We start from the raw sequence: 16,003 nt of genomic DNA on the forward strand, positions 1-16,003 counted from the left end.
TTAACTATGAATCACCCTAAAGTAGAATTCAAGGCTCCTTACCCTTGATCTTAACTCTTCTCCTTTAGTTTAATCATTCTTTATGAGTCCTGGATTTTTATGACATATTATGAATGATCTCAACAGAGTTAACTTAAATGGATGCGCACATTAACTTAACCATGGATTAAGGCTAGCATAACCTCAGAAACATCATCAAGTAATCTAGTCGATTCCTCAAGTAGTGAGGAAGGTTAATGCATGGTGGAGTAAATTCTCAGCAACAATATACTTACTTGACTAATCATGCAGATTAAGTTCCCTGCAATGTTAATCCTACTAGTTGAAGCATCATTCTACATATATAAGTTAATTACCTTAACCTAGTCATGAATAATCCTAGTCAAGCCATATAGGTAGTAACTGCATTGTGTATGAATTCTCTTGTAACAGGTAAAACATTGATATGTAACGCGGGGGATTGAATGGAAATGTTAATAATAAGTATCCCTGGAGCCCCGGCCGGGATTTGAACCCGGGGCCTACGGGTCTGCAGCCCGCCGCTCTACCGTGCTGAGCTACCGGGGCTTAGTTAACATTATAGGCATGGATTTTATAAGCTTTATTACGGTACTAAGTAATGAAATTTAGGGAAAGATTCAGGTTTAGGTTATGGGAAGTACCTTTTACTTTAACTTACTCATATCTTAGTGTTTGAGCTGGTGGTATTCTAGTAGCCCTTATGGCTGGTACTAATGCAGCAATGATGTTTGTGGCTAATGGAACAATGAATAGAAGCACTATGTATGGTGCAGTGAGGGTTATGGGTATTGGTAGGCTTATGCCTACTGATGATGAGGATGATGCAGATAAGGCACTTGATGCCGCAGCACCCCTGAAGCCTCCCCTGAATCCCACCCCTGGGCTGGCGCCGAATAGTGATGATGTGTGTATTAGGTGTGTTAAGGCAACTAAAAGTGAGACACCTATTATTGAACCTATTACACCAACTATTACTGCCTCGGTTATTAATAGGAGTGGTATTGATCTCCTACTGAACCCAACTGCACGCATTATCCCGAACTCCCTAGTCCTCTGGATAACATTTATTGTAGTGGTATCAAATATCCATATTCCAATTATCACGAAGCTTATGCCCGATATGAAGGCTAGGAAGAGTTCAAGTGTTGTGAAGAATTGATTAACGCTTGAAAGCACCGTGGATAGGTTAAGTACCTGGTCCTGAGGGTAAAGCGACTGAAGCATACTTGATACTGAATTAACATTACTGGGTTTATCAACATGGATAGTTAATCCACTTAAGACGCCTGATGGGTCAATTTCACTGAGGAATGATGATGAATCCATGAATATTGCCGTATTAGGATTAACCCCAATTAAACCAACACTACCAGGTTTCAAAACCCCACCCACTATTGCCGTCACAGTCTTACCATTAACAGTTATGGTTAGTAACTGACCCGGGTAAATTATCTCCTGGCCAGTGTTAGTGAACGCAACATCATAACCCACCAGAACAACGCCAGTTTGTAGAATTGGGTTACCGCTGATTAATGCGTCACTAAGGGATGTGACACCATACATTTGCATTAACTCATCCACCGTGACTCCGACTAATTGAACACGTTGAGGATGACCATTAACATTTATGCTACCTGAGGCCTCAAGCAAAGGCTCCACACTACTAACGTGTGGTAGTGATGATACTGTGGCTAGGTCGGTTAAGGTTAATTGCGCCGAGCCACTTGGGAATAGAACAATAGTGTTAACCCCAAACACGCTCTCAAAGAAGCCAGTGGTTAGTGACTTAAAACCCTGACCGGCACCAACAGCTAGGCCTAGGGCTATTATTGCTATAACTATGCCCGCAATAGCCCCAATAGTCCTACCTCTCCTCTCCCATAATGCCCTCCAGGCTAAGTTAAGGTAATCAATGACCCTCACTACCACCACCCCTCCTCCTTAAGGCAAGTACAACCACGGCAACTACAATAATCACCACCACCGCAATTGTGATGTAGGTTACTAACCCATACCTACTACCACTTACTCTACTAGCCGTGGTTGTGAAGACCCTTGTGAAGAACCTACCACTACTATTGCTACCTGGGAAGCCAGCGAACCTGGTTGAATTCCCAAACACCCTAATCGGCACACTGTAGTAAATCCTGTGAAGCTGCCCATACTGATCAGTGAATGTGATTATGAAGATTATTGAACCGTTAAGCGGCCTAACTGGTAGCACTGTGAAGGCAACATTACTTAGTGACTGGGATCCAAGTGAACCGAGGTAAATACTCCTACCACTAATGGCTTCTAATCCGGGACTGGTTAGCATTGTTACGTTCAGGTTATTTGCAGTTACTGGACCTGAGTTAACTAGTGTTAATGATATTGATACATCAGTACCCACCGTGGCTACTGTTGGTGCAATGGTGTAACCAGTTATTAGGATTTGCGGTAACCCAGCAACACTCATGGTTATTTGGCCCTCAACATTACCCTCACCACCAGCGTAACTGTACATTAGGGTGTAGCTTAGTGAGACTGAGCTTGATGATGATGGTATGGCTGCAGGTACCGTTAAGTAGTAGGTTCCCCCGGCCCCAACTTCATTAATATGATACTCAGTATTAGTAATAGACATGCCGTTCACTGAATTGAAGATTAGCGTTAAATTGTAGAGTGGTACTGGTTCATTATTACGTATACCTAGTATTAACTTACCTAAACCAGCATTGAGGGTTGAGTTAAGTGGATAAACCACGGCTATGACACTGGGTGCACTTGACACCCCTAGGTTTAATTCACCATTAACGTTACTTACGTACTTGCCTACGCCGTATGTTAAAACATAGTTAATCACCACTGAGCCCGCTGATAAAGGTACCATTAACGGTACAGTAACCATGCGTGCACTATACGGTTGTATTTCACCAATGTTAAAACTAGTCACTAGTGGATACGCCCCCTGTGCTGAGGTTATTGTGAAGGTGACGTTACTTAGGCTTGATCCTAAATTATTCCTGATAACGATGGGTATTGTCTCATTACCAATACCTATGGTTGAGTTAAGTGGGTAAACAGTTAATATTGACTGGGGGCTAATTACGTTGACTGGTAATGACCCAGTTATGCTTCCACCATATGTGCTTGGTGTTAGGTAGTAGTAGAGTGTGTAGCTAATGGTTGCCGTGCCTGTTGTTGATGGGGTCATTACGGGTACTGAAATATAGTATGAACCACCTGGGGGTAGTTCAGGTATATTATACTCACTGCCACCTAAACTTAACCCACCTGCGGAGTTAAACACTAGGCTAACATTGTATAATGTCACTGAGGCTGAGTTAAGTACACGAAGCGTTAATTCCCCTAATCCAGGGCTTATTGTTGAGTTAAGGAGTAGTACTGATAATGGGTTAGCCACACCATAGATGCTTAAGGTGAGTGAACCTTCTCCACTGCTTACGTAACCGTTAGGTAACTGGAATGATAATACGTAACTTATTGAGGCGGTTGTGGCGGATAATGGTACAACCACCGGTACAGTGAGGGTTAAGTAACCGCCACTGGGTATGCTTGATACCATTATTGTACTATTACCCCTTAGTATCAATCCCTGTGTTGAAACCAGTTGAATAGTCACATTATACAGTGTTACCGGGTTTAGATTACGTACACCTATCTCAAGAATCCCAGGCCCTGGACTAAGCGTGGAGTTAAGTGGATATACGGTAACTTGGCTTGCTGACACTGATAAGGTACTCATACTTATTGTTGAGGAGCCTGATACTGAATCACCGCTTTGAGTTATGCCACTGTAGGTTATGGTTAATGTCACTGAGGCAGTTGAAGTGGGTACTACGTTAATCATTAATGGTAGTGATTCACCGGGATTAAGGTAATTAATTACAGTTGATACTCCACTGGGGCTTAGGTAGGCTCCATTGGCCTGAATTGAAATAGCCATATTGTATATTGGTCCGCTTCCATTATTTGTTACAGTTAATGTGATTGGGTTGATTGAACCATATATTAAGTAGCCTTGATTAACGTTAATGTCAATATTCGGTTCACCGTATATCACTATAGGTAATGTTATGCTTGTTGAACCTGAACCACCAGCATTAACGTATGATGATGTTAATTGAGAGTACTTGGATTCTCCACCCCAGTTAACGTTAAGGTTTGCCTGACAATTAATGGGTAATGAACCATTTATAAGGTAAGTTAAGGTTAATTCCTGTTGGGGACTAATCCAATCAATGAATATTGAGCCTGGTGAAACAGTGTAATTACCGCATGAGAGGGTTGGTTGTAATTGGAAGTAGACATCATATAAGTAGTAGCCACCAGTGTACTCTACGGTTAACGTTAACTTAGAGACGCCAACGGGTGTTAGTGATGGCGTGGCTTGTTCATTTAATATAACGAAGGGTGGTGGGGTGTTTTGAGCGTAGGTTACCTTAAGGAAACCCACTAGGGCTAGTAGGCTTACCGCCACCATTATTGTAGTTAACTTTACTTCACTTACTGAGGTTTTCGATAACGGGTTCATACGATATCGGCAATCTATAAACCTTATAAACCATACTCACCAGTTATATGTACTAGTTTAAATACCCTAGAAGTATGCGAATTAACCATGGCGTTCATTGAGTGTAGGGATGTTTGGAAGTACTACGGCGATTACCCAGCCTTAAGGGAAGTTGATTTAACAATCAATGAGGGTGAATTCCACTGCGTAATCGGACCCAGTGGTAGTGGTAAAACCACATTACTAAGCCTAATAGGTGGTCTTGATAGGGTTAGTAAAGGTTATTTGAGGGTGGGGTCTTATGAGCTTCATAATCTCGGTGATAGTGAACTAGATGAATACAGGAATAAGTACGTTGGCTTCGTCTTTCAATTATTCTACCTAATACCACGCATGAATGTTGTTGAGAACGTTGAATTACCATTAATAGCCAGGGGAGTTGGTTTAAGGGAGAGGAGGAAGCTGGCTCTTGAGGCGCTTGAGGCTGTGGGTATGAGGGATAAGGCCTACAGGAAGCCAAGTCAATTAAGTGGTGGTGAACAGCAGAGGGTCGCTATTGCAAGGGCTATTGTAACTCGACCAAGGCTACTCCTTGCTGATGAACCAACAGGTAACCTTGATAGCAAGTCAGCTGTTAATGTAATGGAGATCTTCAGGAGGCTTAACCATGAGTTAGGAATGACTATAATAATGGTTACTCACAACCTTGAGCTAATTAGGTACTGTCACAGGGTCTCAAGGATAAGCGACGGTAGAATAACCAGAACCTACAGTGTCTCTGAGGCCAAGAACTACGATGAGTTAATTAGAGAATTAGCTGAGTGATTCTTAAGTGTTTATGGGAATTAAGGCATGTTCCCATGTAATTAATGATTTAGGGAATGGTTTAATAACCTAAGCCTAAGCTTAATGCGATGAAGATTGGGTTAATAGTATCTAGGGTTGATGAAGCCTCCATAGGTATTTGGAGCATGCTTAAAGGCATGGTTAAGTTCAAGGAGATTAACACTAATGAGTATTCATCAGACCTAGCCCTAGCCTTAGTCTCAGATAAGGATATAGTGTACGTTGATGAGGCTGATGAATGGGCTAGGGTTAATGACATAGATTTATTATTATTCCTAAGTAGGCATGAGATGAAGAATCCTAAACCACTTATAACATTCCACACCCCGGGCAACTGGACTAATGACGTTGAGTTAGGTGGTAAACCGGGTCAAGTAGCCATTAGTGAACCAAGGGTACTCACTAACCTGTTTAGGGAAGCGTATAGGAGGATTGGGGAGTTAAACGGCTACTCAGTTACCCTGGAGGCTACTCATCACGGTCCCTTTGTTGATAAACCAGTAGTTTTCGTAGAAATCGGCTCCACAAGCAATGAGTGGAGGGATCCTAAGGCTCAGGAATTCCTGGCGTCACTGGTTTTTGACCTCCTTAACAACACTGATAAGTATATTAATGATGGTAAGGATGCCGCAGTATCAATAGGTGACCTACACTACACAACACTGGTTAACCACATAATTAATGGTGAATATGATGTAGGCCACATGGTACCTAAGTACATTAAACCCACACCCACAATTATTAAGATGGCTGTTGAACGCAACACCGTTAGACCGAGGATAGGTATAATACACTGGAAGTCGCTGGATGCTGAATCAAGGGTGATGTCGGAGAAGGAGCTTAGTAATCTTGGGTTAACTGTGATTAAGAGGAGGTAAACATGCCCAGGTACATTATAATTGAGGCGAAGAGTAGGGATACTTTACCTCAAGTCTATAGGGATTTAGTGATCAAGGCTAGGGGGATTGCTGGAATTAACTGGGATTCAAGTAAATGCTACGCACTTCCAATACTTCTCCACGCTAATAGAATCGTTATTAAAGTACCCAGTAATTGCATTGCATGGTTCAGGGCAGCGATGGTAAGCATAGATTATGCAGTAACCATTAGGGTCACTGGTACCGCTAAGAAGGCTAAGGCTCAAGCATTATCAATACCCAGCGTATTTTAAGGTATAATACATTGTAATTTAACTACTGCTTACCCTTAATCCTTATCCTAACGGTAATAACGCCGTCACTCTCATCTAGATTTAATAATTCATTATTGGTTACCCTAGCCCAATTAATTAAATCCTGCTTAGCAGCTGGATCAGTGGCTATAACCTTAATAACCTGACCAGGCTTAGCTAATCTAGCAGCCTTAGCGGTTTCAAGCACTGGAATTGGGCATACCTTTCCCTTAACATCAACCGTAATCTCATTATCCTCCTCCATGGTTAAGGTGGGGTTAGTTAATTTAATATGCTATTTCACTTAATGCATAATATGCCCCCTAATGTAGAAAATAACCAATTAATGATCCTATATAAGCCAAGGAGTTAGGAGCCTGAATTATGAGTAGTAAAACAGTGGGTATGGTTGTCCAAAGCGGTGCCGCTAATAGAATATGCTGCGTAGTAGTCTACGCAGCCGCCGCTTTAGCCTCAGGCAGGAAGGTGGTCCTCCACCTGGTTAATGAGGGTTTAGTTGCCTTTAGGAAGGATGTGGCTGGTAAGATTTGGAGCAGTGAGAAGCCTGATGATTGGTCAATATTTCCTGAACAGTATAGGAGTTATGTTGAGGTATTCTTAAAGAATGTTAATGGCGCCATTAAGTCAGGTTCCTTTAAGAATTGGCATGAGATGCTGGCTGAGCTTAAGAAGGAGTATGGTGATAATCTAAAAATATATGCATGCCCCCTAGCCGCTCAAATGTATAATATTAAGAAGGAGGATTTATTAGACATTGTTGATGCAATAGCTGGCGCTGAAACATTCCTAGCAGAGGTTGAGGGAGGTACAGTATTTGTATTTTGATTTCAATTATACAGTTAAAAATTAGGTCTTAATTCTTAAAATGAAAATTCAGTTCAGGATTAAATAATCTCCTTCTAGTATTAAAAGAGAAGATCAATGTTGGTTTTAAGAATTTATAATTAATCAGCAGCCTGGAAGTAGTCACTTAATCCTTCCTCACGCACCTCATCATCACTCATGTTCCCAGTATTAGGCTAATAAATATTGTGTGAAGCCTCTTTATGAGGGGAGGGTTAACTCCAGGGTTGCTTCAGTGTACTGTATGTTAACTAGTAGTAGTTTACTTGACTCATTATAATCATAATTAACTGGAGTTCCATTAACCTTAACACTAATTGGCTTACTGGGTGAGTAAATGAGGATTTCACCAGGTTCAACTAGTGTTAAGGTGGCTTTATAAAGTGGCCTTGAGTACTCCTCATTAATCCTGATTACTGAGGCTGGCATCAATGCGTACTTGGTTAACCCAATTACCCTTGGTTTACTTGAATCATTGAATGCAAGGATTAAGTGGGGCTCAGCCTTCCTTACACATCCCTCCGCTTTACCATCATGAGTAGTCATAGTGTTCACCCTCAGTAAGACCGAGTCCTTAGGTAAACCCAATTTACCAGATTCCAGTGTGTAGCATACTTGGTCAAGATCCCTATGTACGTTAAATAAAGTGATCACAGTAATATCCCTCACAGTGGTTAAGGCGATTAATGGTACTGGTTCAGTATATGGATCATTTAGGAACATTTCATCAGCTAGTTTAGCTGGCTCATCAGGCCTAAGCACAATCCATTGCGGGGTCAAGAACCTCCTAAGTAAATTAACATTAACACCCCTCCTCCAGTATGGGTCCTTATCAATGGCGTCACCAATACCCATTGCGGAGAAGAATAATATCCTGGCCAGTAGGTCAGCGTAAGCGTGATGATCCGTTGTCACCATGACGTCGAAGAAGGGTGCGTAACCCAGTTGAATCGCTAATTGCGAATCATATGCATTATAATAGAGTAGCAGATGCTTAGGTAGTGATGACCCGTAATCCGGGCTTGTTCTAATCATTAATGCATTATTATGCTTAAAGCCTATGAAGTAGTGGTACATATCAGGCATGCATAATTCAATAAGTAAATCATGCTTCCCCGCGGCATTGAATAATGCATCAATATACCTCTCAAGGGCACCAACCTCACTCATGTACACTTCACTGCACCTCTGCCTTAACGTTGTTAACCAATCATGCTTAACAGACATAATGCCCTTACTCTTAAGCGCCTTGAATAGGTCATCGAAGAACTCCTCAGGTTGCAGTAGGCATGCTGCATCCTTAACAAGCCTTGAGGAGTATTTTTGAGCATACGGTGAATTCTTGGATAAATACCTTATGTGTAAGCTTACTATTGGTCCAAGTACCTTAGATAACGCATCCAAGTCGCTTCCCAATTCAGGAACCTCCTTATACTCCAATGCTCCACCATCCTCAGTACTCTTAGGGTACCACCATGAGTCAACTTGGTAATACTTAACGCCAATCCCTTTCTCATCCATGTATCTCTTAATCTCAAGCATTGTTTGAGTATAATTCATGCCAGGTAATGTCCTATACCAGTACATCCCACCTGTATCTGTCCAGTATTGAAGTGAATCCAGGTAATTCCGGTTAACTTCAATGGATGTCTTAGTTCTACCGTAAAATCCTCTAATCCAACGTCCCCACCTTGATAATGCCTCATTAGGTGACTTGCCATACACCACCACTGAGGAGAGGTTGAATCCACTGGGTATTTCCCTAATGGTTCCGCTCAAGCCCAAGATAGCCTTAAACCCAACGGAACCTGGATTTAATTTAAGGAGCTGAGGGGCCCTTGGCTCAAGGGCCGATACCAGCATTGTGTTAAGTCCACTGGAGTTAATAAACATTCCAAAGGAACCCAATACCGTGGGTTCCTTGAAATCACCAGCCCTTATGAAAACAGGCCTAATCCAGTTATACGGCGTATAACCAAACCCCCTATCTAGTAATACATGGGCATTAAATGAAGCTGTATCAACATCAGCCTCCCTACCAACACTCCTGTTCACACTTGAATTGAATAATATGCTTGATACTATAATTGGGTCGTTTAAGTAAGCCTTAACCGAGAATGTTAAATCCCCAGGCTCTGCTCTAATTGAATATACTATATACTTACCCAATGAGTCAACGTTCTCATGCGACTCATACCCTTTGGGGCTAAGTAACTTACCATTAACCAGTGGTGAAGCCCTAAGCAACAGTGAGTCGCCAAGAATTAACTCCCATGCTGCATCATCGTGAAGTACCGTAAGCCTTAAATCATTCCACTTAATCATCATTGGATTAGTGGTTAGTCTGTTTTAAATCATACTGTGGCCTAGTCTTATTAATAAAGTATTACCTATAGTACACTTAGGCTAATGTAAAATGTAGGTAATCGCATACAGTATAGTTGATTAATGTGAATCATATACATATCCTATATAGTTTTTCACTTTTAATGCACTTGGGTTTACTGGTTTAGGAATAATTAACTACTATAAATGATTACTAGTATACAATGTTAGAATACATGTTTAAAAACATGTACACCCTGTATTAGGCATGGCCACTGTTAGGGTACTCGGAATACTACTATCAATACTATCGATAGCGGTAGTGTTATCGGCAGCCACTACAGTGACTTCAGCGGTCAGTTTTAATGTAACCCAAGCCGTATCATCAACCCTCTTATATGTACCAAATTCCCCAAGCGACTGGAATTTATTTGTCTCACACCCAATAGCCCAAGACCAAGGCGCCTATGATACATACTCCCCCTTAGCCTATTATAACCCAGTTACTGGTCAATTCTACCCAGCCCTAGCATATAATTGGACTATTCAAGTTCTCCCCAATGGTAGTGGTATTTTAACTGTTTACCTTAGGCCTGGCTTATACTGGTTTAATGGTACGGCAACAATACCCTTCACTGCATGGGATGTTTACGCAGAGTTCTATATTTACGTTAAGGGCTTTGGTGCATTCTACCCATTCATGCAGTTCCAGTACGCTGATGAGGATATTAGGGTAATTAACAATTACACAATACAATTCCTATTCCAGGAATGGAGCCCAACAGATTGGATATACTTACTCACATACCACATGTTCACACCATGGCCTGTTTGGAAGTGGGCAGTGGAGGCATTAAAGAATATTACAAGCCAATCTGAAGCCCTTGCCTTTGCGCATAGTAATATTACTAAGTTCGTTGCACCATATTGGGCCCTTAACCCATACTACGTATCTAAGGTTGGATCAAACTTCATAATAATAACCCTAGAGCCTCAGAATTTATTCAATAGTTGGCTTGAGATTTACCCGTTAAATTCATTTACATATTACCCAACCGTGACCTCACTATTTGTGGGTGGTAATACCCAATCCATGACCGATATTTTGTCTGGCACCGCGCAATTCATATACGTCTTCCTGTCTCCACAGCAGAATGCTGAGCTTGAAAGCCATGGTATAAAAGTATTCACAATATATTCATACGATATATACGGCATAACCATTAATCCGAATCAATACCCATGGAATATTCCCGCGGTTAGGAGAGTATTATATTACGTGCTTAATACCACGGCCATAGCGGCATCATGGGGATTGCAATCACTCCTACCAGCCAATTACAATATTCCAGCTGCGCCATACACATTGGTGACCTTCCCATCATCAATAACTAACATGCTATTCACGTATCAGTACAATTGGACTAAGGCTGCTGAAATACTTCAAAGCCTAGGCTTCTACGAGAAGAATGGACAATGGTATACACCTAATGGGACACCATTGCAATTGCAACTACTAATGCCAGCAGGCTTCACAAACCAAGTGGTTCCAGCTACGTATGCTGCAGAGGAATTAACGGCCTTTGGCATCAAGGTTACCCCAGTATCCGTTGAGCACGGTACATTAGTCAGTGTATATATGAAAAATGGTCAATTCCAGGCACTTCAATACTTCGCCCCTAAGGTTGTTAGCTATATTACTGCATGGACCAATTGGCCGCATTCCTCAGTGTGGTATGATTACGTTGGGAATGTCTTCAACACTTCGCTTGCCTGGCCCTTCGCTTGGCCTAAGGTTATTGATCATCAGCTTGTTGGTTGGTATTGTCAACCATTATCAACAAACCTACCACCACCAATAAATAATACCCTTGTTTGGTGCGTTAACTCAACATTCGGATACATTAACCTAAGCAACGTTCAAATAGTGATAGCGGCTGCAGCTCCTGGTAGTGTTGATTATGAGAAAGCCATTGAGGCTTGGGTTGCATGGTGGGAGTACTATGATCCACAGTTTGTCTGGGGTGCCAAGCTTGAGCCTATTCAATATAATCCAAGTTACTTTGACTTCACTTGGGCCTACGCATGCTTACCGGGCATAATAGCTGACCTAGTGGTTTACCCATCGGCACAGCAGTCAATACTCGGTATGTATTCAACATGGTTACCTGACCCATTCTTCTTCGGTGGAGTGGCACCACCAGGCGTTATACCGCCCATTGCCCAAGCTATTATTAATGGTTCATTGTGGACTAAGTATTCTCAGTATGCTGAATTCCTTGGCCTAACACCACAATTCGGCATTAATATTCAGCAGTTGCAGGCTTGTGTTGCATCGTACTTCCATGTGCCTTACACACCGGTGACTACTTCAACGACTACTAGTACTGCCACTTCAACTACAACTGTTACTTCTGTGGCAACAGTCACTAGCACAGTAACCACTACTGCTGTTAGCACTGTGACTAGTACAGCAACAACCACGGCAGTATCAACAGTAACCGTGACTAAACCAGTGGTAAGCACAGCATTAATAGCAGGAATAGTAATCATAGTAGTGGTTATCGCAGCAATAGCAGCAATAATAGCATTAAGAAGAAGATGAGGTATCATTAATCTTAAATCTAGTTAAAAATTAAATTTTTAATTTCTTAGATCTATAGCTTTCCTAATTAATGAAACAATTAAATATATTCATTATTACTGAATATTGCGTTAAGTATTTTTCTTATGCTGCTCCTTAGTTGGTGACTAATGGTGCTTGTTGATAGGTCAAGTTCCTTAGCTAATGTTCTTAGGCTGGCTTCCCTTGGTTCATTGAAGAAGCCTAACTTGTAAACCTTATATAACGTGTCTAATTCAGCCTTAGTTAATACTGAGGTTATCTTATTGGAGATGACTAAACTTAATACGTCATTTATGTTAACGTTCCTTGAGCGTACATTAATTATTTTTCCATTAATCTTAAGACCATTGAAAAGTAGATCTAAGTTAACATTAACTGGGAATAGGAATCCCCAATTCTCAACACCATTTGTTATATAATCCTTAACCTCAATGCCATCAAATAACCTAGCCTTATACCTAGTTGAGTTACTTAACCTAGATTTAATAACGATCCCAATTCTCTTTGGGTAACCCTTATTCATTGGTTTAAATTTAACTAATTCATCAACGCTTGGGTCATTGCTAAGTATGTTGAATAATTTCCTTAGACTTAGCTTATCCTTAACCTTAAGTACTGCAAACTCGTAGACATGGTTCTTTAATCCATCAACATAGGACTCCACTACATTATACTCGTAACCATCAAATGTGGCTTTAGCTGTCCAATCAGTTTCGTGGACATAATCAAACTCAATGTACTTAAAGCTCATTTTTCCGAAATCGAGTAAGTAGTCCACGTAGTGTTTTATTTTTTGACTTATTTTTATATTTTATTCAAAAATAGTACTTAATGAATCCAAGGCTTCATTATGTTGAGGTATCTTTCTTAGGGCTTTAACATTAAGAATTAATGATAAATATGCGGGAAGAAACAGTGATGAAAATGAATTATGTGTTTAAAATGTTTTTAAGGGAGCTTCACGGCATTACTCAATCCTTATCTTAATGGTTCTCTTAGTATCCTCAACTTCCTCCTTCGGTATTTCCCTATAGGTTAGCCACCATGCATAACCCTTATACTGCTGGAGTCTCTTGGGTGCTTCCTCAACGTGGTGTGGTGGTGGATTCAGCATATTTTCACCAATTATCTCATTATATGGCCAGTTGGCTGGGGCGACTGTACCATACTTATCAATTAATTGTAGAGTCTTCACAGCTCTTAAAATCTCTGGAATATTCCTACCAAGTTCCAGTGGATAATACATTATTAGCCTAACAGTGGCCTTATCATCAACAATGAAAACCGCCCTAACTGTGCTTGTACTTGATTCGGCGTGAATCATGCCGAGTCTCCTGGATACATTACCCATTGGGTCGGCTATTATTGGGAACGGTATCTTAACACCCAGGGTCTTCTCAATCCAAGTAACCCACTCAATGTGGCTTATGTCAGTGTCCACGGATAAGCCTATTAACTCAGTGTTAATTTTCCTAAAGTCCTCATACCTCTTAGCGAAGCTAACGAACTCAGTGGTGCATACTGGTGTGAAGTCACCAGGATGACTAAAGAGTACGAACCACTTACCCTTATAGTAGTCTGGTAGTTTTATTTTTCCATGCGTAGTAGCTACCTCTATTTCAGGGAATTTCTCCCCTATAAGGGGCATTCTGAATTCCACGCTCATAACTGTCAATAATATTTAGACGCATACCTTTTTAAACATTCCGCGCTTAACGTGTCACAATCATGCTCTTAGCATGGTGTTTAAGTAAAGGTATATAAGTTATGTACAGATTAGCTGGAATAAAAATGCTTTTAATTTACCTAGTTATGGTTACTGTTTACCGCTTGAGCATTTACCAAGTATCTTAACTAACTCAAGCGCTACTCCTAATCCCCTTTGAACATCCTCATCACCTAATGCTCTCCAAAGTCCCATTAATCCCTTAACGGGCTTAGCATTAGAGACCGCATTAACATTCTTGCTCATGCATCCACCTAGGCTCTGCATTAACTCCTTAAGCCTAATAACGTCGTTGGCATCTAACTTATTCATTAAGCCTAAGCTACCGTCCAGTGCAATGGCTAGGAGCCTAAACACAGCTGGATCCTGGAATAAATACTGTATAAGCTCCTCAAACCTGTTAATTATCTGCATTAGTGAATCTAAGACGCCGCTGCGTTTTAACTCCACTATTAATTCGACTAAGCCCTTCAACTCATCAGCGTTCTCAGCAAGTATACTTAATGCCTCGGCGAGTTTTTCATCAGGGCTTACTTGAACCTGTTCTTGGGTTGTCATGGTCATTCACCTTACATTGTTGTCTGTAGCCATGTCTTGTAGAATAGATCCTTTATAAGCTTACCTAATGGTGATGTCAATATACTGTAGCAGTTGCCTACCCAGAGGGCTTTATTATTCTTAAGGTCAAGCTTAATGTCGCAGTTGAACATCATGCCTAAGTCACCGTAATCCATGGCGCAGGCCATTGCGTTTATTTGAGCTGGATCCACCGGTTCACCAAGTAATTCACCTGCTATTGATGCGGTGCTTGCCAATGCGGTGAAATGCACTGGTACTCCAGCTGTGGGTAAGCCTATTGCGGGCATGGAATGCTCCCCAGGTAGGTAGACATCATCATACTTAATACTCCTACCAGTGTACACGTTTATTGCGGTCCATTTACCGCTTGGAGTATCAACCACTAGCGGTGTTCCATCGAAGGGCTTAGGTAATCTAGCTGGTGGAACAACTATGAGTAAATCGTACTTAACCTTATCTGAAGTGGTTACGACAACCTTACCCTTATCATCAACCTCAACAGGCTTGGCATTACCAATGTATTTAATGCCCTTTTGAGCAAATACATCCTCAGTTATCTTAACAGCCTCAGGGCCAAGTGGCTGTATAGGCTTCTCAAATGGGTGTATAAGCGTTAAATCAACCTTATCCCTAATCCCCCTCTTCCTAAATATTGTATCTAATTGAGCAATGATTTCAAACGGGTAAACACCACACCTATATAATGGCTCAGGGGTAAACACTACTACACTTCCCCCCTTAAAGTTCCTTAATGCCTCCCTTAGCTTAAGCGCACCATCGAGGGTGTAGTTATGGTAACCAACCCCTAAGTTATATGATTTAAAATCAAACTCTGTACCAAGGCTCGCCAGTAAATAATCATAGTTAAACTTGCCTTTATCAGTCTCAACAACCCTATTATCAGGGTCAATCTTAGTTACAGCGGCTTTAACACTCTTGACGCCTCTTTTACTAAGCATTGATAATGGTAATTGAGCCTGCGCCGGATCCATATCACCTAACGCAATGTTAACCAGTAACGGTGGTAGTAGGTAATAGTCAGTGTCACTTATTAATGTTATTTCAGCATCGACACGATTCCTTAGCCTTTCTGCAAGTTTCTTAGCAGCTACCACACCACCAACGCCACCACCCAGCACTAGGATTTTCTTACCCATAGTATCCACAGTGCACTACTTGACTTTTAAGCATTAATACTATGATACTTCAGCGCATGTGAAATACCGCTTAGCTTACATTTTCATAGTACCTACATTATATTAATGCATTAACCTATGATGTTATAACTTATTTAAATAATATAATATAATTTATCATATAACTTATCTC

At 41.1% G+C, this 16,003-nt stretch carries 13 protein-coding genes and 1 tRNA gene; 5 read left to right on the forward strand and 9 right to left on the reverse strand.

The features are described from left to right. Window positions 1-490 precede the first annotated feature (490 nt). The 3 genes from CMAQ_RS03930 to CMAQ_RS03940 all read right to left on the reverse strand — a co-directional run bounded on the left by CMAQ_RS03930 (window position 491) and on the right by CMAQ_RS03940 (window position 4,558). Window positions 491-567 (reverse strand) — tRNA-Cys (locus CMAQ_RS03930). Window positions 568-675: 108 nt separating this feature from the next. Next, on the reverse strand, window positions 676-1,944 hold the full coding sequence (locus CMAQ_RS03935; RefSeq protein WP_048062917.1) for an ABC transporter permease: 1,269 nt from the start codon (window positions 1,942-1,944) through the stop codon (window positions 676-678). Beyond that, window positions 1,931-4,558 carry a COG1361 S-layer family protein gene (locus CMAQ_RS03940; protein WP_012185825.1) on the reverse strand — a complete coding sequence of 876 codons (2,628 nt, stop codon included), beginning with the start codon at window positions 4,556-4,558 and terminating at the stop codon, window positions 1,931-1,933. Before CMAQ_RS03940 ends, CMAQ_RS03935 begins: the two co-directional genes overlap by 14 nt. Window positions 4,559-4,645: 87 nt before the next feature. Between CMAQ_RS03940 and CMAQ_RS03945 the strand changes: the two genes are divergently transcribed. From CMAQ_RS03945 to CMAQ_RS03955, 3 genes are all read left to right on the forward strand, one after another. Then, window positions 4,646-5,362 (forward strand): ABC transporter ATP-binding protein, encoded by a 717-nt coding sequence (locus tag CMAQ_RS03945; RefSeq protein ID WP_012185826.1) that lies wholly within the window; start codon window positions 4,646-4,648, stop codon window positions 5,360-5,362. Window positions 5,363-5,451: 89 nt separating this feature from the next. Further along, the gene (locus tag CMAQ_RS03950) at window positions 5,452-6,261 is read left to right on the forward strand and encodes a D-aminoacyl-tRNA deacylase (protein WP_012185827.1); all 810 of its coding nucleotides are present in this window, start codon (window positions 5,452-5,454) and stop codon (window positions 6,259-6,261) included. A gap of 2 nt (window positions 6,262-6,263) precedes the next feature. Then, window positions 6,264-6,554, forward strand: a complete 291-nt coding sequence (locus CMAQ_RS03955; protein ID WP_012185828.1) for a hypothetical protein — start codon at window positions 6,264-6,266, stop codon at window positions 6,552-6,554. A 22-nt stretch (window positions 6,555-6,576) separates the two neighbouring features. Here CMAQ_RS03955 and CMAQ_RS03960 read toward each other — a convergent pair whose 3' ends face one another. Beyond that, window positions 6,577-6,819: a sulfurtransferase TusA family protein gene (locus CMAQ_RS03960; protein WP_012185829.1), complete on the reverse strand. Its 243-nt coding sequence runs from the start codon at window positions 6,817-6,819 to the stop codon at window positions 6,577-6,579. Between the two features lie 119 nt (window positions 6,820-6,938). Here CMAQ_RS03960 and CMAQ_RS03965 point away from each other — a divergent pair, with 119 nt between their 5' ends. Then, window positions 6,939-7,400 carry a DsrE/DsrF/DrsH-like family protein gene (locus CMAQ_RS03965; RefSeq protein ID WP_012185830.1) on the forward strand — a complete coding sequence of 154 codons (462 nt, stop codon included), beginning with the start codon at window positions 6,939-6,941 and terminating at the stop codon, window positions 7,398-7,400. 219 nt (window positions 7,401-7,619) lie between these two features. Here CMAQ_RS03965 and CMAQ_RS03970 read toward each other — a convergent pair whose 3' ends face one another. Next, the gene (locus tag CMAQ_RS03970; protein WP_012185831.1) at window positions 7,620-9,746 is read right to left on the reverse strand and encodes a hypothetical protein; all 2,127 of its coding nucleotides are present in this window, start codon (window positions 9,744-9,746) and stop codon (window positions 7,620-7,622) included. 265 nt (window positions 9,747-10,011) lie between these two features. Between CMAQ_RS03970 and CMAQ_RS03975 the strand changes: the two genes are divergently transcribed. Continuing rightward, entirely contained in the window at window positions 10,012-12,348 is a 2,337-nt protein-coding gene (locus tag CMAQ_RS03975; protein ID WP_012185832.1) for an ABC transporter substrate-binding protein, read from the forward strand. 79 nt (window positions 12,349-12,427) lie between these two features. On the opposite strand, the gene CMAQ_RS03980 is transcribed toward CMAQ_RS03975, so the two are convergent. From CMAQ_RS03980 to CMAQ_RS03995, 4 genes are all read right to left on the reverse strand, one after another. Further along, a complete protein-coding gene (locus tag CMAQ_RS03980) occupies window positions 12,428-13,147 on the reverse strand; it encodes a helix-turn-helix domain-containing protein (RefSeq protein ID WP_012185833.1) in 720 nt (239 codons plus the stop codon). Window positions 13,148-13,336: 189 nt separating this feature from the next. Further along, window positions 13,337-14,035 (reverse strand): peroxiredoxin, encoded by a 699-nt coding sequence (locus CMAQ_RS03985; protein WP_012185834.1) that lies wholly within the window; start codon window positions 14,033-14,035, stop codon window positions 13,337-13,339. Between the two features lie 150 nt (window positions 14,036-14,185). After that, window positions 14,186-14,653 carry a helical membrane plugin domain-containing protein gene (locus tag CMAQ_RS03990; protein WP_012185835.1) on the reverse strand — a complete coding sequence of 156 codons (468 nt, stop codon included), beginning with the start codon at window positions 14,651-14,653 and terminating at the stop codon, window positions 14,186-14,188. A gap of 11 nt (window positions 14,654-14,664) precedes the next feature. After that, the gene (locus CMAQ_RS03995) at window positions 14,665-15,831 is read right to left on the reverse strand and encodes an NAD(P)/FAD-dependent oxidoreductase (protein ID WP_012185836.1); all 1,167 of its coding nucleotides are present in this window, start codon (window positions 15,829-15,831) and stop codon (window positions 14,665-14,667) included. Between the last annotated feature and the right edge of the window lie 172 nt (window positions 15,832-16,003).

It is taken from the genome of Caldivirga maquilingensis IC-167 (assembly GCF_000018305.1).
Lineage (GTDB): Archaea > Thermoproteota > Thermoprotei > Thermoproteales > Thermocladiaceae > Caldivirga > Caldivirga maquilingensis.

Coding starts and splice junctions, on each gene's coding strand:
- CMAQ_RS03945 (WP_012185826.1), top strand. CDS start 4,646: ATGGCGTTCATTGAGTGTAGGGATGTTTGGAAGTACTACGGCGATTAC.
- CMAQ_RS03970 (WP_012185831.1), bottom strand. CDS start 9,746: ATGATGATTAAGTGGAATGATTTAAGGCTTACGGTACTTCACGATGAT.
- CMAQ_RS03975 (WP_012185832.1), top strand. CDS start 10,012: ATGGCCACTGTTAGGGTACTCGGAATACTACTATCAATACTATCGATA.
- CMAQ_RS03995 (WP_012185836.1), bottom strand. CDS start 15,831: ATGGGTAAGAAAATCCTAGTGCTGGGTGGTGGCGTTGGTGGTGTGGTA.
- CMAQ_RS03965 (WP_012185830.1), top strand. CDS start 6,939: ATGAGTAGTAAAACAGTGGGTATGGTTGTCCAAAGCGGTGCCGCTAAT.
- CMAQ_RS03990 (WP_012185835.1), bottom strand. CDS start 14,653: ATGACAACCCAAGAACAGGTTCAAGTAAGCCCTGATGAAAAACTCGCC.
- CMAQ_RS03950 (WP_012185827.1), top strand. CDS start 5,452: ATGAAGATTGGGTTAATAGTATCTAGGGTTGATGAAGCCTCCATAGGT.
- CMAQ_RS03960 (WP_012185829.1), bottom strand. CDS start 6,819: ATGGAGGAGGATAATGAGATTACGGTTGATGTTAAGGGAAAGGTATGC.
- CMAQ_RS03955 (WP_012185828.1), top strand. CDS start 6,264: ATGCCCAGGTACATTATAATTGAGGCGAAGAGTAGGGATACTTTACCT.
- CMAQ_RS03940 (WP_012185825.1), bottom strand. CDS start 4,558: ATGAACCCGTTATCGAAAACCTCAGTAAGTGAAGTAAAGTTAACTACA.
- CMAQ_RS03985 (WP_012185834.1), bottom strand. CDS start 14,035: ATGAGCGTGGAATTCAGAATGCCCCTTATAGGGGAGAAATTCCCTGAA.